Genomic DNA, 18,512 nt, shown 5'->3' on the forward strand with positions numbered 1-18,512 from the left:
GCGGGATTTGCCGATATGGCGCATCGGCCGATGGTTCAGCTCCTCCAGCAAACCGCCGATCGCAGTATTGAGATCGGTCAGGTTGAAGAACCGCCGATGGCGCAGCCGTGCCAGAATCCAGCGCTCGACAATCAGCACCGCGCCTGCTGCGGGTCGGCAAAATCGTCGTGTCGTAGTGCTCGGCCATGGCCGCAAAGGTTTGGTTGAGCGTCGGTTCGAACCACAACGCCTTGACGACCCCGGCCTTCAGATTGTCGCAGACGATCGCCTTGGGAACTCCGCCGAAGTACGACAAGGCCCGGGTCTGGCCTTCGATCCAATCTGGTAGTCGCTGACCGAAGCTCCCCATAGCGAAGGTCAGCGACGAGGCCCCGAGCACCGCGACAAATATCTGCGCCTGACGGATCTCGCCGGTTTGCGGATCGATCACCTCCACCGTCGGACCGGCATAGTCGGTCTGCATCACTGCACCCGCCGCGTGGCGATGACGGAAGGTCGGGTTCGCCCGGCGCCGATAGGCGTCAAACTTCTCGCAGAACCACGTGTAACCATAGCCGTCGGGATGCGCCGTCCGGTATTCCTGCCAGCGTCAGCGTCACGCCCTTGCGCTTGAGCTCCTGCGCCACCCGCGGCCACTCAGGCTCGCTCAAGTCCTGCGGAGGCCGCCCGACCCGCCGGAACAGAGCCCGCTGCAACGCCGCCTCGCTCGCGTAAATTGGCGGTAACGGCCAGCTTAAGCCCGCCTCGCGTGCCCGCAGCAGGTAGGTGGCAACCGAGCTCTTGCTGTCTGCAGTCGTTCCGAGATCTCCCGAACCGACAGGTCCTGCTCGTACGTCAGCCTCAGGATCGATCGTAGGTCCTTCACAGTGGTTCGTTTCGCTTGCTTCCGCCTCGGCATTGCCCCTCTCAAACTCAGCTTGAGAGAGAACATTGCCTGAACGGCGCTCCCGAAAACCAACCTCCCGCAACTGTCCGCGATTTAGCGGAATCCCTGTCCCGGAATTACTGAAATCGCTGTCCGCGAATTACCGAAATCGGTGTCCGGAAATTGCCGAAACACGCATCGTTCACTGCCGTGAACGGCGACATTCTCAGCGTGCCGTTCGCGAGGATGTAGTCGATGGCCGTCTCGGCTCTCGTGTAATGGTAAAGATACCGATCCGCGCTTTCGATTTTGTGTAGGTGAATGATCTGGATTGGGCCATCCATAGTGCTTTTTCCTGCCTCGGCTCATGAGGTCGGCCAATTGCGCTTCTTGCGCGCACTGAAGGAAGCGAAAAGAGCATTTTTCTTCCATCAGTTCGTGACAGTAACTGCGCAATGATGCTCGTCCTTAAATCGAGCAGCCAAGCGGCGAAGACCGTCGGCTCCTTCTGATACCAAGAGTAAATTAGAGCTTGGGACTTCTAAGTCGGACCCCTTCGCCTTTTAAGTCAGCGGAAATAAATTCAATCCCGGCTTTCCTAAGAGCAGCCTCGATTGCATTGGTGGTGCTCGCACGAGGGTCCGAACTTCCCCTCTCAATCCGTGCGATCGCGTTAATGGCAACGATCGCTTTGTCTGCCAAGTCCTGCTGGGTCCAACCTAGAAGGGCTCTGGCCGCCCTAATCTGTCTTGCGGTGATCATGCAGATCACCATTGCCAGCCCTAGCAAATTCGCCAGTAATAGGGTAGTTATAGATGTAATTAGGTGTATTTTCGACCTAAACGCAGAGGTAAACTAGGCTGCCTGAGTTCCCGAGTCAGAAAGTGCACTTTCGACGACATCGAGAGCACGTGGCATGCCAAAGATGCTTATTTGAAGCCGCACATCCCATGTCTCTTCCTCGCAAGGCGTAGCCTCCGATGTCCAAACCGCCGCTCAACCCCGATGTCGCGGACACTGCACCCAGCGATCAAACCGCTACATCCTATGACCGTCAGCATGCCGTCACGTATTTGCGTCTGCTGCAGGCCGAAAGTGAAGGCGCCGACTGGAGGGAAGTCGTTCGAATCGTGTTGCATATCGACCCCGAGGTTGACCCTGACCGCGCGCGCAACGCATACCAGAGTCACCTTGCGCGCGCTAAGTGGATGACGGAAGGGGGCCGTCTCTTGCGCGGTGCGGAGGCAGGTTAGAAGAGCTTGTCGACCAACGCGCTGGCTTGGAAATCGTCTTCTCCAGCCAAAAACGTGGTTATCGAGAAGCATCACGTGTTGCCAAACTAAGGGCGTCCTACAACTCGCTCGTTCACAATTGTTGCACCGCAATTCTTGTTGGCTGCGTGCATGCGGGTGGAAGCAATACCGGCTGCTGGAATTCTGCTAGAGCCTTCAGGACGCTGAGATCTCCGACATCGCTCGGGAATGTCTTCGTCGTAACGCGGACACCGGCGCGACTATGAAGCGATGGTCGGCGGCAGCCCAGGTGGCGAAGTGACATCCGTATTCAGGAGGAGACGCGGTATCTGCTTTCGCCCATGACCCGGAGAGATTGTTCAAGCAACGGACGATCTTTTGGGCGCTCGATGGGCTGCCAACTACCGTGCCGCTCGCGGTGACCGCGTCCCTCGTCCGGAGTGGCTCAGAGTCTCGTCCGTTGCTCGATCTCGCGGCTGGCCAGGTCCGCCGCGGAGGCGACGGCTGCCAGGTAGTGCTGCGCATCGGCGCAGTTGATCACCGTGTCTGGTCAAGAGAACCGCCCAGCCGTGACGCTCATTAAGTAGTCAAGTTGGCGTTCGACGGCGAATGTGACGCGTGGGCGTGCGCGGCCCGACGACCTTGGCGCGGCATGCGCGGGCGTGCGCCAGGTCCATCCGTTTACGAGTTATCAGCGACGCGAGCGGTTGAGCGCGGCTCCTTGCGCGCGCGATGCAGAGTGCCGGCAGCACATATCGCGCCATCACAGAAGCGCGGTTCGCTGAGAAGCTTATCCCGGATCGTGCCTGGAAAACGCACGACCTGCGCAGCCGAACCGTCCGTCTGACGCAGAGGCAACGCTTAGGGCGCAGCCGGCCGTTGCTCAGATGGGATGGCTGTCGCGTGGTCGGCGAGCGCGAACTTTCTCTCATAAACTGGCAGTCCGATGATGCGCTGGATGGCCGCGAGATTGCGGGACCATTCCTCCCTCCAGACCAATATTTACGGGGCTGGCGAGCGCGGTAGTGGTCCAGGGCGGCCACTCCACCGGCGTGCAGCAGCTTTACCCTGGAAGGGCGCGAGCACGACGGCATGCTTGGCTCCGTCGAGATGCGCGCGTTTGGGCTGTTGTGCCGCTGCTCTTCGCTTTGAGGCTCTGCAGCGGTCTGCTCTTGCGAAGAAACGGCGTCGCAGCCGGCGGCGAGCTGCCGCATCACCGCGGTCGGAGTGCTGCCGGCGGGTGCAAACCCACGCGCAAACCTGCGCCACGCTGACGCCGGGCTTCTCCGTCTGCTGCACGATCACCTGCTTCTGCCTGTTGCCGAACCGGCGCCGGTTCGACCGCCGGTCCACCGCTTCCGGCGTCAAGCGGTATCTGCGTCGCGCGCAATTAGCAGCGCTGCTTGATTGAGCCCGGGCACTCGGATGAAGCAACCATCGCCAGTCGATCTCGTCGCCTGAGTCTTCGAGCCGATCGCGCCAGATCCGCATCGAATCGGGCGAAAGACCGAGCGCTGCGCCATACTCGGCATGCTTGATGCCGCTCCAGTTCATCGCCTCGACATGCATGCTCCGGAACGCTCGAAGCGCAATCGGACTGCAGCCCGCGCGCAGGCTGTAGCGATCGCGCGTGGGCCTCTTGCGTCGCTTCGGCTGCCGCTCCTTGGGCGGACGGTCTGCCGTCGCTTGGTGTAAATTTCGTCGCATTTTTTGCACGTTTGCGCAGATCTTCCGGGCTCACCAAATCCAGCGCTCAAATGTCGCCATCGAAAGCCTGCGCCGGCCGCAATATTCCTTCGCATCCTGGTTGCTCCGGTACCAGCTCTCAACGTGTGACGACCAGTAGGGGTAGTTGGCCTTTGCCCACGAACGACGAGGCGCCATCAGAGATCCTCCACTGCAGCAGAGAACCCGAAATGATACGAGAACACACTATGGAAGAGTTGTGCAGGGACCGGACGCTTAAAGACGACCGAGCGATGGCAAGATAAAAGGGCGCAATGTGCGCCGCGGTCGGTTCGTTGTGTTGTTTGGAGTTTTCCGCCTGCCGCACAAGGTGCTCGCCTGGGCAGCAATGTGCGCGCTGCACGCAAGTCACTGACACTCCACGATCTAATAAACATTGCTTAGGTTGGCGATGGCTGAGGATCGCGAGTCCGCAACCAGTCCGGCGGCATCTGCTCATCCACTTCGCAGCGGACACGGCCCTTTATTGCGCAGGCGATCGCGGCCGCGCAGAGGGCCGGCGAGCAGGTGCCCCGTTCGGACCGCATTATTACTGGCAACCGGTCACGCCTCGGGCGCGGCCGGATCGCCAGCGTGCCGGCCAACCACCTGTTGACGGGGCGCTCGTGCCTCGTCGTGATCAAGACCCGCGTCGTCCGTCACACCGCGCGCCGCATCGTTCGTCGCCACCTCAATTATCTTCGTCGCGAGGGGGGCCGACGACACGGACAAGGCTTGGCTATTCGGGCCGCAGACCGAGGACGTCGACGGCCGTGCCCTCGCGGAGCGTGCGAGCGACCGTCATCACTTCCGTTTCATCGTGTCGCCGAGGACGCGGCCGCCATGGCAGGCCTCAAGTCCTTCGCCCGCGAGCTGATGGGCCAGGTGGCAATACTTAGCGGCTCGGGCTGGCTGGCAACCTGTGATCGATCACCGGACCCAGCGGCGATGATGGCGCCTGCCTTACCGTCTGTCAGGACGATCACCCGGCCGATCAACTCCTTCCCGGCAGCATGCAGTTCGCGGAGGATGCTATTTGGCTCGGCCATATGGCGTCAGGGCCAGTGTCGAGTACCAGCTTGGTCGGTCCATCAGCAATTGCACCCAGAAGGGGCAATTCTGATTCTCATTGACCTGTCCAGATTCGCGGAGCAGCCTGAAGCCCGATGGGCATCGCACATCCGGTCCGCTGAGCTTTCTCTGCTAGGACCTTACAAGAGCCGAATGGTGTTGGCGATCCGCCACATTGTCCTGCGAAGAGCAACCAACAAATTGTTGGTTCGGGTGCGCGCGCTTTTGCGTCGCAACGAATTCTACCTGATCCCGCTGGCGCTCCTGATAGGCCTCATGGCGGGTGCCATTGTCACGCTGATGAGCGAGGTCGCCCAGATCGCCCATGTCCTGATCTACGGGATCCCGATCGACGTCCGCCTCAGCGCCCATGACCATATCAACCCGTGGGCGGCGCTGAGCGCCCCCGCGGTCGGAGGGCTCGCGCTCGGGATCATGGAGTGGTCGCGGCGGCGCCTGAAGATATCGAGCGCGGTCGACCCGATCGAGGCCAACGCGCTGCGCGGCGGACATCTCTCGCTCCGCGACAGCGTCGTGGTCTCGAGCCAGACCCTGATCTCCAATGGCTGCGGCGCGTCGGTCGGGCTCGAGGCGGGCTACACCCAGATCGGCTCGGGCGTCGCCTCCCTGCTCGGCCAGTTCCTCAATTTGCGGCGCACCGACCTCCGCCTGATCGTCGGCTGCGGCGCGGCCGCCGCGATCGCGGCGGCGTTCGGCGCCCCGATCACCGGCGCGTTTTATGCCTATGAGCTGATCGTCGGCGTTTACTCGGTGGCAAGTGCAGCCCCCATTCTCGCCGCGTCGCTGTCGGGGGCGCTCGCCGCGCAATGGTTCGGTGGCTCGCCTTATTTGCTGGAAGTTCCGCGCGTCGGCACGGTCAGCGTCGAGCAATACCTCGCCCTCATCGTGCTGGCGTTGATCGCCGGTGGTGTCGGAATTCTGGTGATGCGAAGCTCCGTTCTGTTCGAGCGCATGTTCACACAATCCTGGCTTCCGCTCTGGATCAGGCCGGCGATCGGCGGAATTTGCGTCGGCGCGCTGGCGCTCGTCACGCCGCAGGTGCTCGCCGCCGGCCACGGCGCGATGGTGCTCGACATGCACCACGAGATGGCGGCGGGCCTCATTGCGACGATCATCGTGCTGAAGCTTGCCGCGTGCATGATCTCGCTCGCATCCGGCTTCCGCGGCGGTCTCTTTTTCGCCTCGCTGTTCGTCGGCAGCCTGCTCGGAAAATTGTTCGCAGCGCTGGTGATCCTCGCCAGCCCGAAGCTCGGAATTGATCCCTTGGTCGGCATGCTCACGGGCATGGCGACGCTCGGCGTCGCCATCGTCGGCGGTCCGCTGACGATGTCGTTCCTGGTGCTGGAGTTGACACGCAGCGTCGACGTCACCGCCGTCGTGCTGGCTGGCTGCATCGTCACCAGCATCTGCGTCCGCTTCAGTTTCGGCCATTCGTTCTCGACCTGGCGCCTGCACCTGCGCGGGGAGACTATCCGAAGTGCCAACGACGTCGGCTGGCTGCGCAACCTGTCGGTGGAGCGGATGATGCGCAGCGACGTCGCCAAGGCGCCATCGACCTCGACCATCGCGGCCTGCCGCCGCGAGTTCCCCTTGAGCTCGCTGCAGGCGATCGTGGTCGTCAACGACGCCGACGAATATTGCGGACTGGTGCTGCTTCCAGAACTTTATTCCGTCGAACTCGATACCATCGCGGACGACATCCAGGTGGTGGAGCTCGCGCGCTATTTCGACGACGTGCTGCTGCCCGAGATGAACGTGAAGACCGCGATGGCCGTGTTCGACAAGGCGGAGGCGGATCTTCTGGCCGTGGTCGAATCCGCCGACAGCCGAAAGGTGATCGGCTATTTGCCCGAGTCGCTCGCGCGCCGTCGCTATCTCGAAGAGATCGACCGAGCAACCGGCGGCGTGCTCGGGGCAGTGTGAACAGTTTTAGCAAGGGGACCACCGGACCGGCAGCAAGCCGAGTAGGAAAGCCTCGTAATTGGTCCTGGACTTGCCTCGGTGCTCAGATCAGCTTGCCGAGTGGCTCCTGGCTTCGCAGGCAACGGCCGGCTCTTCGCTCCTGACCACCACAGAGTTTCTCGATCTCGGGCTGGCAGGCGCTGCGAACGTGTCCCTCGCTATGTGGTGTCCCCCCGATCCTTTGCGCGAAACCAGTCACGATTTCCTCAGGCTTGCGGCTCTTTCCTTGCGAAATACGTCGACGATATTGATCGACCACAAATTGGTCGGATCGACCCCGATTTGTCCGGGGTGGCGCTCCCCACGCTGTACTAAATCACGCTGTGTCGCGGCCCTCCGCGTTGCTGCGGCCCTAACGGGTGCAGTCCCGATCTTTGAAGGACGGAAACGATGTTTTCTTGCTTGGAGGTTCATCGATGGAACTAACAAAGTGTCTTGTCCTCGGTTCTGCGGTCATGTTTGTGGGCGCCAGCGCGCAGGCAGCCGATCTTCCCGTGAAAGCGAAGGCCGTCGAGTACGTGAAGATTTGCTCCTTGTACGGAGCTGGATTTTACTACATCCCCGGCACCGATACTTGCATCAAGCTCGGTGGTTATGTGCGAGCCGAGGTTGGATTGAATACAAACGCATTGCACGACACTACCAATACTGGTGTCGCTGGTGCGCAAAACCGCCTCCGCAATTACTATACCACCAAGGCCCGTGAAGACCTGAACATCGATACGCGCACCGCGACCGAATACGGCGTGCTCCGAACCTTCTTCGATGGGGCCTTGACTTGGACGTCGGGTGGCTATGCAGGTACCGGCACAACGGCTGTGAATGGCTCGACTGCCTACAGCGGAGCTGGTGTCGCTGGTGGTACGCTCGGTGTCTACTACGCGTTTATCCAGTTCGCTGGTTTCACAATGGGCAAGGCGGTCTCGCAGTTCTCCTCGCCTTGGGTCAACTATCCGGCCAATAACTTCGACGGTCTGCCCGGTGCTGGCGGCTCGGTTACTGGTGTGAACCAGTTCAGTTACACGGCTGAATTCGGCCAGGGCATCACGGCTGCGATCTCCGCGCAGGACCAAGTTCAGTATAATACGACCAACATCTGGAACGTGAGCGGTGCAACGGTCGCCGGACTTGCGACCGGAGCTTACGGCGCGAACGACATCGGAGGCGCGTGGTCTCCTGACCTTGTCGCCATGGTTCGCGTTGATCAAGCTTGGGGTCTCTTCCAGGCGTCGGTCGCCGCGCATGACAACCATGCCGCCTACTACGGCGCCGACGAAACGACTGGCCATCCGGACGACAAGTGGGGCTGGGCCGCTCAGTTGGCCTTGTCGATCAAGAATCTGCCCACCGGCGCGGGTGACACGATCAACATGTCTGGCGTGTATACGAACGGTGCGAGCCGTTACAACTTCCAGGACCTGATGACGACCACATACGCGATGTACGGCGGCACCGGTTTGGCGGGTGCTTACCAGAGCGTTGGCCTTGCAGGTCTGTCTGACTCCGTGTTTGTGGCTGGCTCCGGCCAGCAACTGACCACGACCTACGGCGTCCAGGGCGGCTATACGCACAACTGGAATCCGTACTGGAACACGGGTATCTATGGTGCTTGGGCCGCTGTCCGATATAACGGCACAGCTAAAGGCTACATTTGCGGCGCCTTCGTTGCAGGCCTAGCGCTCTCGAGCGGCGTTGCCGGTTGCAACCCCGATTTCAACTACGGGGTAGTCGGTGTGATCACGCGCTGGACACCGGTCAAGAACCTGACCTTCTCGGCCGACCTCGCTTACAGCATGCTCGACCAGAAGTATGCGAGCGGAAGCACGGTGACCCTGCCTCTGCAGTCGGCTATCGCGAAGCCCGGCGCCGTGTATGAGCTTAAGGATCAGAACGCTCTGACGCTGCTGATCCGCGCTCAACGCACCTGGTGAGGCTCTGACAAACTAGTTGTACGCCAAAGGCGGTGCGGCTCATCCGCTGGCGGCTGCGTCCGACGCGCCGGGTCTCGGCATCGATTGGGACTGGGACGCGATCGGTGCGATGCGCGTCGATCAAACCGGAGCGTATCGCCGAGTATAAGCGGCTGCATGGGGCCGCCTGGCCAGAGATCCTGGCCAGGATCTCCGAATACAACATCCGCAACTGCACGATCTTCCTGCGCATGCCGGAGAACCTGTTGTTCGGCTACTGGAAATATCACGGCGAGGATTTCTCCGGCGACAGCGCGCGGATGGCGGCCGACCCAAGGACCCGCGCATGGTGGGCGCTTGCGGACCCGATGCAGGTGCCGCTCGTGAGCCGCGCGGAGGGAGAGCATTGGTCGACGATGGAAGAGGTATTACACCATGACTGAATCGCTGACCGAGCGTTTGTCGCGCTGCTACACTGGCGTCGTGCATGACGTCATGCGCGGCAGTGGCCTCGCCGACTTCACGCTGCCGCCGGAGATCACGCCGCTCGTTCCGGAAAAGGTGCTGTGCGGGCCGGTCTTCACCATCGAGGGCCACGTCGACGATCGCGCCGAAGCGCACCAGACCTTGCTTGAATGGACCGGGCTATTGTCCAAGGCTAAACCCGGCCACATCTGGGTGTGCCAGCCGAACGACCGCGTCATAGCCCAAATGGGCGAATTGTCGGCCGAAACGTTGCAGAAGAAGGGGGTGCTCGGCTGTGTGATCGACGGCAATATCCGCGACGTGAACTTCATCCTCAAGATCGGTTTCCAGTGCTGGCGGCGCCGGCATACGCCTCGCGACGTTGTCGGCCGCTGGCTCCCGCGCGGCTTCGACGTGCCCATTACCATCGGCGACGTGCTGATCCGGCCCGGCGACTATCTGATCGGCGACCGTGACGGCGTCATCCGCGTCCCGCAAGAACTCGTCGGGGCAGTTACCGACGAGGCCGCCGTCGAGATGAACACTGAAAACAAGGTGCGCAAGGCGATCCTCGACGGGATGGACCCGCGAGAGGCCTATCTGACATACGGCAAGTTCTGACCATGCGGATCGCCACGGTCGACATACGCTGTTGTCATCACCGCGAGGTGTCCCTTGCTGAGGATACGCTGCTCGGCACCAGCAATCGAGATGGGTTTGAATTCGTCGTCTACACACTGACGACGGAAGAGGGGCTCTCGGCTTCGATGTTCGGCTTTGCCGGCCGCTCTGCACGTGGCTCAGGCGAGCTTGCGGCGGCCGCATTGAAGCCACTTCTGATTGGCCGTAATGCGCTCGACCGCGAGGCGCTCTGGCACGAGTTCCGGAAAGTTGACCGCTTCTGGAGCCATCTGCCGATCTATTCCTACGGGCCGGCCGATGTTTGTCTTTGGCTGCTGGGCGCTGAAGCCGCCGGACAGCCGCTGCATCGCTACATTGGCGGCTGCCGGACGGAGGTGCCGACTTACTTGAGTTCGATGTTCCTGAAAACCGCGGACGACTATGTCGCCGAGGCGGTTGCGGCCAAGGCTGGCGGCTATGCGGCGTACAAGCTGCATCCGCCAGGCCGGTCCGTCGGCGAGGATATTGAAATCCATGCCGCCGTGCGCGCAGCGGTAGGGCCCGAATTCACGTTGATGAGCGACCCGGTCGCCTTCATGACGCTCGACGAAGCGATACGCTATGGGCGAGCTCTTGAACGACTTGACTATCGCTGGCTCGAAGAGCCTATCCCGGATGAAAACTTCTCTGCGTTGCGCGAGTTGTCGCGGGCGCTCGACATTCCGGTCATTGGCACTGAAGTATTAGCCAAACATCCCTACAGTGTGGCCGAATGTGTCGCTGGTCGCGTCGTCGATGCGGTTCGCGCCGATGTCAGCTGGGCCGGTGGGGTGACCGGCGTCCTGAAGACCGCGCATCTTGCCGAAAGCTTCCACATGAATTGCGAGATTCATTCGGCCATCTTCCAGCCGCTTGAACTCGTCAATCTTCACCTCTGCGCAGCCGTGAAGAACTGCAGCTATTTTGAGCTGCTTTGCCCCCGCGAAAAATTCGAGTTCGGGCTGGCGTCTCCGCTGCCGGTCGAAGGCGGCATCGCAACATTGCCGGAAAAGCCAGGCCTCGGCGCCGAGCTTGATTGGGATTTGATCGACAATGCCACTGTCGCGCAGCTCTGAGGGAGACTCGGAGGGAGCAATCTTTTCGAGTCTGACAATCACAAACAACACTGGGGAAGACGTTCATGACCTTCTCTATCCTTGCGTTCTGCCCGAAAAGACACGCGGTCAAATTATGAGCGCGGATCAGGAAGCTGCTGGTGCAAGCTACCGCGCCAGCGCCCTTGAAGCCTGCGCCAGTGCTTTGCTCGAGCGTGCCGGGCTTGCTCGTGACCGGGCGGCCGATATTGCCTCGGTACTGGTCGAGGGCGACTGCTTCGGGAAATCGACCCATGGGCTGGCGCTCCTGCCTCTCTATCTGCGCGAGATTGAGAGTGATGACATGTCTGTTGTGGGCGAACCCGAAATCGTCAATGACTTCGGCGCCTGCCTGACTTGGGATGGGCACAAGCTTCCCGGGCCCTGGCTGTTGCGGCGCGCGACGCAAGAAGCGCGGGCGGCCCGGTTCGGGATGGGGGCGATCGCCATCCAGCGCAGCCACCATACCGCCTGCCTCGGCGCCTATCTGAGGCCGGCAGTTGACGCCGGCTACATGATGCTTCTGACACTGACCGATCCCGGCCATAGCAGCGTCGCGCCGTTCGGTGGGGTAACGCCGGTTCTGACGTCGAACCCGATGGCGTTCGGCGCGCCCGCCACCAATGGACCGGTGATGGTCGACATGTCCACCGCGCTGTTGACGAACGGCGCGATCGCCGCCTATCGGCAGCGCGGTGAGCAACTGCCGCCCCCCTTTTTGATGGATAGCCAAGGCCAACCCTCGACCGATCCCAACATCATGGCAGTTATCCCGCCGGGTACGGTTCTGCCTCTCGGCGGTCTGGAGGCCGGCCACAAGGGCTATTCCCTCGGTCTCATCGTAGAACTGCTGACGGGCTGCCTTAGCGGGCGGGGACGTGCTGACGCAACCGACGGCTGGAGTGCGGCGGTTTTCATCCTCGTCATCGACCTCGCCGCATTCGGAGGGGCCGACGCTTTCCGGCGTCAAGTAGCGGCGCTTGCCGGCATGTGCCACGCATCTCAGACGCGGCAAGGCTTCGAACGTGTCGAACTGCCAGGCGCTCACGCTCTTGCGCGGCGGGAGTGGCAGCTTCGGGACGGCGTCCGTCTGTCAGCCAGCATCATCGCTGAAATAGTGGAATGCGCGAGGCGCTTCGAGGTGCCGATGCCGGATCCGATTCCTTGAGACCGGTGCCGAGCAAGACCCGATCGATCCAAAGAAAAACATATTTGAGGAAACACCCATGACGATGTCCATCGCGGTAGACAAGGCGCCCGCCGAGCGCGCCAACATCAGACGCGCCGTGACTGCGGCGACCATCGGCACGATTATCGAGTGGTTCGACTATGCGCTTTACGGCGCCGCGTCGGGCTTGTTCATCAACAAACTGTTCTTCCCGCAGTTCTCCGCCTCGGCGGGAGTGCTGGCGGCGTTTGCGACGTTCGCCGCCGGCTTCTTCAGCCGGCCGCTCGGCGGCATCCTGATTTCGCATTTCGGCGATCGCTTCGGGCGTAAGCCCGCGCTCATCTTCACGGTCTCGCTGATGGGCCTGTCCACCGTCGCGATGGGTCTCTTGCCAACCTATGCTCAGATTGGGGTGTTAGCTCCCATCCTCTTGGTCATTTGTCGCCTGCTGCAGGGTTTCGGCGCTGGTGCGGAATATGCGGGAGCCGTGACGCTCGTCTCCGAATACGTCCCCGCTCATCGCAAGGCGTATTTCACTGCCTATCTGTCGTCGGCGACTGTCGTCGGCATCATGTTTGCGACGCTGCTCTTCCTTCTTGTTGCCTATCTGCCTGAAGAAACCCTGTTCGGCTGGGCGTGGCGCGTGCCGTTCCTCGTCTCGGCACTCCTCATTGGCGTCGCGCTCTACATTCGCCAGAACCTCGACGAGACGCCTGAATATGTCGTGGCGATGGAGCGTGCCGCCGCCCACCGCCGCGAAGCGCGGGTGCCAGTCGGCGAACTTATCCGCAATAGCCCGCGAGAGGTCGTGTGCGGCTTCCTTTCGATCACTGGGCACAACGCGAACGCGTATATCCTCAGCGCGTTCAGCCTGAGCTACATGACCAACACGCTGGGCATGGCCCGGACGGACGCGCTGACGGCTGTTATCATCGCGACGCTGACCGGCATCGTGCTGACGCCGCCTGTTGGTGCGCTCGCCGACCGCGTCGGCCATGCGCGAGTCTATCTCTTCGGCGGCGTTTTCACAATGTTGTACGCGTTCCCAATGTTCGCGATACTCGGCACGAAGAATGTGGTGCTGGCGACGCTGGCTCTGAGCATCGGCTTCGGCATCGGCTATAGCGGGCTTGCCAGCGCGCAGGGCGCGTTCCTCGCCAACCTGTTCCCGACCCGCTACCGTTTCTCTGGCATCGCGCTGGCGCGTGAACTGAATGCTCTTCTGATCGCCGGTCCGACACCGTTCGTGGCATCGGCGCTCGTGGCCGCCGGCAATGGCAAGCCGACGTGGGTCGTTGCCTATCTGATGGCTTGTTGCGCGATCACCGTCGTTTCGGTTATCGCCATTCGGTCGCGGTCCTACGAGCGAGGCAGCGACTGACGCGGGTGCAAGGGTCATGCAGATCCACGATCGAAATGGAGGGTCGATTGAGGCTTGTTCCTAATGACGGGGGTGGCGCGCGAACGCCAAGCCTGAACAGAGCGACTCGCGGCTCCTGCTGCTTTCCAGCGCCGACAATGTGCTGGTCGCACGCGGCAAGGTCGCTGCAGGGGAGACCATAGTTGTCGATGGCGTGGCGGTAACGCTCGCGATCACGATCTCGCTTGGCCACAAGATCGCCCGCTGCGGCATCGGGCTAGACGAAAGGATCGTCAAATACGGTGTGCCGATCGGTTCGGCGACGGCGCACATTGCGCGCGGCGAACATGTTCACGTCCACAACGTGCGAGGATTTGCAGGCCAGCCCGCATGATAAACAACCGGCGTGTCGCGCAGGCGATCATGGATCTTCGCGACGACCTCGATCCACGCCAGCGCGGACGTAATCGCCGCCTGCACGTCGGCATTAGGGTCCGACCGCGCCTGCAAACGGAGGATCGACATGATGGTCGCGAGGTCGTTCCTGGTCCGGTGAGCCAACTCCATCATGAGAACGTCCGCGTAGGCCTTCGCCTCCGAGTGCTTCTGGAGCGCTGCGCGCAAGGCTTCCGTTACCCCTGCAAGACATAGCCCGCTCGCCAGGAAGATGAGGAGCGGCAGGATCGCGGCGCTCGGCGGCGGAGGGATAAAATATCGCGCCGCCAGCGCCGCGCTCGCGCCGGTGGCCAGAAAGCCTGAACCGCGATCGAAGATGACAGAGGCCAGGAAAATGGCCGGGATGAACAGCACCAGCGGATAGGGTCTCAACTGATCGTCCAGCAGGAGCTTGGCGACAAATGCCAGCCCGACGAGCCCGAGGCTCAAAAGGTACCGCGCCCACAGGGGATATCTGGGCGTGACGGACATGAAGCGAAGCAGGAGCCGGTCCATGGAAAGCAACGAACCGGCTTGTCGGCCCGTTCCTGTCGCTTGCTTCAAGCGCTTCGGCCGGCGCGTGGACTGTTGAGCCTAGACCAAAGTCTGGACGCTGTTTGCCGCAGGGCCTTCTGAGGAACGATTCAACAAAGCTTGAGTTCGTCCCAAAAGAACCGAACAAAAATCCAAGAGGGTAAAATCCAAGAGGGTAAAGCCATGACGCGATCAGTGGAGGAGCTGAGGCGGCAGTCCGAGCGCAGCCGTGCCGAACTCGCGGTGACGGTCGATAGGTTGAGGGAGCGGATATCGGATACCGCTGACGACCTCCGCCACAAGGTCTCGCCGCAACACATCAGATCGGAAGTTTCCGATTACATCAGCAACAAGACCCAGAGTTGGGTCGAGGCGCTGAAGCAACAAGCGATGGATAATCCGATGCAGGCGGTCGCTGCGGGGACTGCGGTCGCAATCCCGCTGCTGCGCCTGGCGCGCGGTTTTCCAGTGCCCCTTCTGATGATCGGGGCTGGCCTTGCCCTGACCTCGAAGACGGTGCGCGACCGGGCCACGGAAGCGGCTGCACCGGTGATGGAGAAGGCGGGAGAGATGCTGGATCAGGCCGCCGACCGGGCCGACGCGCTGAGCAGCGACGTGAGAAACCGGCTGACTTCGGCTCAAAACCAGGCCGGCGATATGGCTGGCGACGCGCAAGATGCCGCCGCCGCCCTGGCCGACGACCTTGGCAAGCGAGCGGCGCAGGCCGCCGGCACCGTCGGCGATACGCTCAAGAGCGGCATGGATGCCGTGAAGGACAGAGCGGGCGCGGCCAAGAACGCGGCGGCCACGGTGCCTGCGAAGGCCCGTCAGGTCATTGGCGACAATGCCGCCTTGATCGGCGGTCTTGGGATCGCGATCGGCGCCATCCTTGCCGCGGCTCTTCCCGAAACCAGCGCCGAAGCCAAGGCGGTGGGCCCGGCGAGCAACAGCGTGAAACGAGCGGCGGGCGAGGCTGCACAATCCGGTTTCGAGGCGGCCAAGGACGCGACGAGGTCAGCGGCCGACGCGGCGGCGCGAAGCGTCGGCGAGGCCGATCTCGGGGGGCATGCCGGCCGGATGACGGAAAACGTGGCCGACAGGCTCAAAGAGGCTGCCGACGACGTCGTCAGGGCGGCCTTCAGTCCTTCCCCAAACCCGAACACCTGAAAGAACGATCATGAGCGATGTAGACCTGAGTAAAGAGACGAATTCCACGCAGAACCGGAATACCGACCCCTCGCAGACCCTCAAGGAGCAGATGGCCGATGCCGGCGCCGAGGTGAAGCAGCGCGCCGGCGATGCCGTCCGAGCGTCGACCGATGTCGCCAACGACAAGTTCAAGGAGGCGGCTGATGCCGCCAAAGACGTGGCTTCCGGAACGGTGGACCAGATCGAGGGCCAGGCGCGCGACAAGCAGCGGTCGGGCGCGAACTTCATGGCACGCCTTGCCGGTAACATTCGCGAAGCGGCGCGCGCCTTCGAGAGCGATGCGCCGTTCGCTGCCCGTGGCATGACTTTCGCCGCCGAATATGTCGATGACGCGGCCGATAAAATCCGTGACGGAAGCTTCCGCGACCTCGTCGACGGCGCCACCGATTTTGCGAAGCGGCAGCCGGCCGCGTTTCTGGGGATCTCGGTCCTTGCCGGTTTCGCGGCAGTCCGTTTCCTGAGGGCGTCGGGCGGGCGGTCTTCATCCTCGAAACGGCGCGAACAATCGTCATCCTCGCAGCAAAGCAACGTGTCATGAGCATCCAGAACGATATCAAAACGAGTCAGAACGATCTTCGAACCATCTCGACATTGCTCGGCGATGCGCTGTCGCAGTTCGCCAAGCTGTTCCAGAACGAGGTGGATCTCGCCAAGGCCGAATTCGGCGAAAAAGTTCAGAAGGTCGGCGGCGCGCTGGTCTTCATCGTTGGCGGCGCCGTCCTTGTGATCCCAGCCCTGGTGATGGCGCTGTTCGCCTTATCGGCGGCAATGATTGGGGCAGGGTGGTCACAGCCGCTCTCCTATTTGACGTCGGCGATCATGGCCGTGATGATCGCGGCCGTACTGTTCGCGATCGGCATCAACCGGCTAGATGCCCGCAACCTGGTGCCGCGGGAGACCATTCGGCAACTCGATAAGGACAAGGATATCGTGAAGGGGATGGTGAGATGAGCAGCACGCAGGCGGGCTTTTTCGACAGTCTGGTGACCGCGGTGCGGGAAAATCCCCTCGCCGCAGCACTTATCGGAGGCGGTGCGTTCTGGCTGTTGGCTGGCGACGAGAAGCTGAAGAGCGCGGCGCGATCGGCGACCGCGGCGGCTTCGCCGATCGTCGATCTCGGCGTGCGCAATGTTCGCGCGGCCGCCTCCGAGCTCCAACGGACCGCCGCGCCACCGACCGCGCCTGAAACGGATCACGACGACGCTACGGGCTTCGGTGAAACCGTACGCGAGGCCAGTAGCGCGGCTTCAGACGCCATGTCGGGAGCGGCCGACGAGATCAAGGACCGGTTCGACGAAGGTATCGCCTATGCGCGCGAGAACCTCGGCATGCCTGGAAAAGAAGCTCTCACGAAAGCGCAATCATCGTTGGCCGACGTGCTTGATCGGCAACCGCTCGTCCTTGGCGCCGTGGGCTTGGCAATCGGTGCGGCCATCGCGGGTGCGTTCCGGACTTTCGATCTCGAGAACGAATGGGTGGGCGAGCTCAGCGACGATATCAAGGCTGATTTGAACACGCGCGCCGACGCGGTATCGCAAAGCCTACGCGAAGCCTCCGATACGTTGAAGGCCGAGCTCGGCGACGTCGGCACAGAGGCCGTCGATCGGGTGAAGCAGGCTGGCATCGATGCTGCGGATGCTGCACGGGAAAAGGTGAAGTCGCCATAAAGGAGGCGGTTCCAAGCCTCATAAGCTGCGGATTCGCCTAGGACGATGGCCTCACCGTCAATCACGAACTGCTTCTGGCGGTTCTTCAGCGCGGCCTTCACAATCCAAGGGAAGCGCTTCGTCCAGTCATGGCCGCCCTTCGTGATCAGCCGGACGCGGTCTCCGTCGCGCTCGACGCGCAGGCGGTAGCCATCGTACTTGATCTCGTGGAACCACTCCGGGCCGGCCGGAACCAACTTTCCAACGGTCGGCAGGCAGAACTCGAATTTGGGCATGACCGGCACATGGGTATGTGTTGCCGGTTTTGCGAATCCGCAGCAGAGGCCCCGATGTGGCGCTTCTCCGGGTTCTCGGCCTGGAGAGGACCGAGGAGTTAATTCAAACTCCCATCGACGACGGCGTCAAGTCTCGGGAAAAAGCGGAAATTGTCTCGCCGGGATTCACATGGTTTATTTTCGGACCGGAGCGTCGTTTGGGATGATCCGAGCAACAGGGCAGCTAATTTTCATTTCGTATTTTTTCAGCCCTAGAACGACGACCGTTGCTTCCTGGCGAGCGGCTCGGCGATCCAGCTTGGCCCCAGCATGATCCGGATGCTGGGGTCTCTTTTATGAGTAGGGACGAAGCGCAAGCATTGGCATTGGTCGCCCTGTTCAGTGCCGCACCGCTACAGGCACTGAGACGCCCAGCTACACACTGGCCCCAGCTTCACCGCTGGGCCCTTTCTTGTTACGCCGTCCAGACAGGACACTTGCTGGGGCCGTTTTCTGTTAGAGGCCGCCAATTGGGGCAGCCTACACAGGCCTAATTTTCGTTTTCAGCTTACGATCGATCAGCATCTCGGCCCGGCGCTTTGCTAGTTCTGCCAATCGTGTGCGCACGGTATGGCGGGTCGTTTCTCCGCCGATCTCAATGATGATCTCGAACTGATCATCATATAGGCGTTTTACTTCGAACGTGACGCCCCTGTGGGTGAAGGTGCTTGGCATACGCAGGGGATAGCAAATCGATGTGCTGTCCTTGCACCGGGATGCTACGGGAAATTGTCCCACTGTAGGAATGGAGCCATGCAAGGCCACTTGCGCAGGGTGGCCTTAATCTCCCGCGTCGCTG

The 18,512-nt window shown here is 61.8% G+C and carries 15 protein-coding genes and 3 pseudogenes; 14 read left to right on the forward strand and 4 right to left on the reverse strand.

The window, feature by feature from the left end; genetic code table 11:
• Together istA and J6525_RS43330 are read right to left on the reverse strand one after the other, a co-directional pair.
• Nucleotides 1-898: pseudogene (gene istA, locus J6525_RS43325) on the reverse strand (IS21 family transposase); the annotation flags it as partial.
• Nucleotides 899-1,390: 492 nt separating this feature from the next.
• Nucleotides 1,391-1,639, reverse strand: a complete 249-nt coding sequence (locus tag J6525_RS43330; protein WP_309143752.1) for a helix-turn-helix domain-containing protein — start codon at nt 1,637-1,639, stop codon at nt 1,391-1,393.
• Nucleotides 1,640-1,845: 206 nt separating this feature from the next.
• On the opposite strand from J6525_RS43330, the gene J6525_RS43335 reads away from it, so the two are divergent.
• The 10 genes and pseudogenes from J6525_RS43335 to J6525_RS43380 all read left to right on the forward strand — a co-directional run bounded on the left by J6525_RS43335 (nt 1,846) and on the right by J6525_RS43380 (nt 13,948).
• Entirely contained in the window at nt 1,846-2,118 is a 273-nt protein-coding gene (locus J6525_RS43335) for a DUF2285 domain-containing protein (protein WP_225649228.1), read from the forward strand.
• A gap of 2,137 nt (nt 2,119-4,255) precedes the next feature.
• Nucleotides 4,256-4,731 (forward strand): annotated as a pseudogene (locus J6525_RS43340) (type VI secretion protein); the annotation flags it as partial.
• Nucleotides 4,732-5,067: 336 nt separating this feature from the next.
• Nucleotides 5,068-6,858, forward strand: a complete 1,791-nt coding sequence (locus J6525_RS43345) for a chloride channel protein (protein WP_225649229.1) — start codon at nt 5,068-5,070, stop codon at nt 6,856-6,858.
• Between the two features lie 455 nt (nt 6,859-7,313).
• Nucleotides 7,314-8,828: a porin gene (locus J6525_RS43350; protein WP_225649230.1), complete on the forward strand. Its 1,515-nt coding sequence runs from the start codon at nt 7,314-7,316 to the stop codon at nt 8,826-8,828.
• A 104-nt stretch (nt 8,829-8,932) separates the two neighbouring features.
• The gene (locus J6525_RS43355; RefSeq protein WP_092090593.1) at nt 8,933-9,250 is read left to right on the forward strand and encodes an L-rhamnose mutarotase; all 318 of its coding nucleotides are present in this window, start codon (nt 8,933-8,935) and stop codon (nt 9,248-9,250) included.
• On the forward strand, nt 9,243-9,893 hold the full coding sequence (locus tag J6525_RS43360; RefSeq protein WP_225649231.1) for an RraA family protein: 651 nt from the start codon (nt 9,243-9,245) through the stop codon (nt 9,891-9,893). Before J6525_RS43355 ends, J6525_RS43360 begins: the two co-directional genes overlap by 8 nt.
• Nucleotides 9,894-9,895: 2 nt before the next feature.
• Nucleotides 9,896-11,008, forward strand: a complete 1,113-nt coding sequence (locus tag J6525_RS43365; RefSeq protein ID WP_225649232.1) for an enolase C-terminal domain-like protein — start codon at nt 9,896-9,898, stop codon at nt 11,006-11,008.
• A 115-nt stretch (nt 11,009-11,123) separates the two neighbouring features.
• Nucleotides 11,124-12,194 carry an Ldh family oxidoreductase gene (locus J6525_RS43370; RefSeq protein WP_225649233.1) on the forward strand — a complete coding sequence of 357 codons (1,071 nt, stop codon included), beginning with the start codon at nt 11,124-11,126 and terminating at the stop codon, nt 12,192-12,194.
• A 58-nt stretch (nt 12,195-12,252) separates the two neighbouring features.
• Nucleotides 12,253-13,575, forward strand: coding sequence for an MFS transporter (locus J6525_RS43375; protein WP_225649234.1), 1,323 nt, complete (start codon nt 12,253-12,255; stop codon nt 13,573-13,575).
• Nucleotides 13,576-13,714: 139 nt separating this feature from the next.
• The gene (locus tag J6525_RS43380) at nt 13,715-13,948 is read left to right on the forward strand and encodes a UxaA family hydrolase (RefSeq protein ID WP_225649235.1); all 234 of its coding nucleotides are present in this window, start codon (nt 13,715-13,717) and stop codon (nt 13,946-13,948) included.
• On the opposite strand, the gene J6525_RS43385 is transcribed toward J6525_RS43380, so the two are convergent.
• Nucleotides 13,906-14,505 carry a DUF4118 domain-containing protein gene (locus J6525_RS43385; protein WP_225649236.1) on the reverse strand — a complete coding sequence of 200 codons (600 nt, stop codon included), beginning with the start codon at nt 14,503-14,505 and terminating at the stop codon, nt 13,906-13,908. The two genes, J6525_RS43380 and J6525_RS43385, sit on opposite strands and share 43 nt — an antisense overlap.
• Before the next feature lie 201 nt (nt 14,506-14,706).
• On the opposite strand from J6525_RS43385, the gene J6525_RS43390 reads away from it, so the two are divergent.
• The 4 genes from J6525_RS43390 to J6525_RS43405 are packed head-to-tail and all read left to right on the forward strand — an operon-like array spanning nt 14,707 to nt 17,399.
• Nucleotides 14,707-15,690, forward strand: a complete 984-nt coding sequence (locus J6525_RS43390) for a DUF3618 domain-containing protein (protein ID WP_225649237.1) — start codon at nt 14,707-14,709, stop codon at nt 15,688-15,690.
• Nucleotides 15,691-15,700: 10 nt separating this feature from the next.
• The gene (locus J6525_RS43395; protein WP_092090599.1) at nt 15,701-16,270 is read left to right on the forward strand and encodes a hypothetical protein; all 570 of its coding nucleotides are present in this window, start codon (nt 15,701-15,703) and stop codon (nt 16,268-16,270) included.
• Nucleotides 16,267-16,683 carry a phage holin family protein gene (locus tag J6525_RS43400; protein ID WP_092090600.1) on the forward strand — a complete coding sequence of 139 codons (417 nt, stop codon included), beginning with the start codon at nt 16,267-16,269 and terminating at the stop codon, nt 16,681-16,683. The genes J6525_RS43395 and J6525_RS43400 overlap by 4 nt, the downstream gene beginning before the upstream one ends.
• Nucleotides 16,680-17,399: a hypothetical protein gene (locus J6525_RS43405; RefSeq protein WP_092090601.1), complete on the forward strand. Its 720-nt coding sequence runs from the start codon at nt 16,680-16,682 to the stop codon at nt 17,397-17,399. Before J6525_RS43400 ends, J6525_RS43405 begins: the two co-directional genes overlap by 4 nt.
• 50 nt (nt 17,400-17,449) lie before the next feature.
• Here J6525_RS43405 and J6525_RS43410 read toward each other — a convergent pair.
• Nucleotides 17,450-17,674 (reverse strand): annotated as a pseudogene (locus J6525_RS43410) (ATP-dependent DNA ligase); the annotation flags it as partial.
• Between the last annotated feature and the right edge of the window lie 838 nt (nt 17,675-18,512).

It is taken from the genome of Bradyrhizobium australafricanum (genome assembly GCF_020329495.1).
Lineage (GTDB): Bacteria > Pseudomonadota > Alphaproteobacteria > Rhizobiales > Xanthobacteraceae > Bradyrhizobium > Bradyrhizobium australafricanum.

Excerpts from the sequence above, each read along its gene's own strand:
- J6525_RS43350 (WP_225649230.1), top strand. The coding sequence starts at position 7,314 with ATGGAACTAACAAAGTGTCTTGTCCTCGGTTCTGCGGTCATGTTTGTG.
- J6525_RS43345 (WP_225649229.1), top strand. The coding sequence starts at position 5,068 with ATGGTGTTGGCGATCCGCCACATTGTCCTGCGAAGAGCAACCAACAAA.
- J6525_RS43390 (WP_225649237.1), top strand. The coding sequence starts at position 14,707 with ATGACGCGATCAGTGGAGGAGCTGAGGCGGCAGTCCGAGCGCAGCCGT.
- J6525_RS43360 (WP_225649231.1), top strand. The coding sequence starts at position 9,243 with ATGACTGAATCGCTGACCGAGCGTTTGTCGCGCTGCTACACTGGCGTC.
- J6525_RS43375 (WP_225649234.1), top strand. The coding sequence starts at position 12,253 with ATGACGATGTCCATCGCGGTAGACAAGGCGCCCGCCGAGCGCGCCAAC.
- J6525_RS43370 (WP_225649233.1), top strand. The coding sequence starts at position 11,124 with ATGAGCGCGGATCAGGAAGCTGCTGGTGCAAGCTACCGCGCCAGCGCC.
- J6525_RS43385 (WP_225649236.1), bottom strand. The coding sequence starts at position 14,505 with ATGGACCGGCTCCTGCTTCGCTTCATGTCCGTCACGCCCAGATATCCC.
- J6525_RS43405 (WP_092090601.1), top strand. The coding sequence starts at position 16,680 with ATGAGCAGCACGCAGGCGGGCTTTTTCGACAGTCTGGTGACCGCGGTG.
- J6525_RS43400 (WP_092090600.1), top strand. The coding sequence starts at position 16,267 with ATGAGCATCCAGAACGATATCAAAACGAGTCAGAACGATCTTCGAACC.
- J6525_RS43395 (WP_092090599.1), top strand. The coding sequence starts at position 15,701 with ATGAGCGATGTAGACCTGAGTAAAGAGACGAATTCCACGCAGAACCGG.
- J6525_RS43330 (WP_309143752.1), bottom strand. The coding sequence starts at position 1,639 with ATGGTGATCTGCATGATCACCGCAAGACAGATTAGGGCGGCCAGAGCC.
- J6525_RS43335 (WP_225649228.1), top strand. The coding sequence starts at position 1,846 with ATGTCCAAACCGCCGCTCAACCCCGATGTCGCGGACACTGCACCCAGC.
- J6525_RS43365 (WP_225649232.1), top strand. The coding sequence starts at position 9,896 with ATGCGGATCGCCACGGTCGACATACGCTGTTGTCATCACCGCGAGGTG.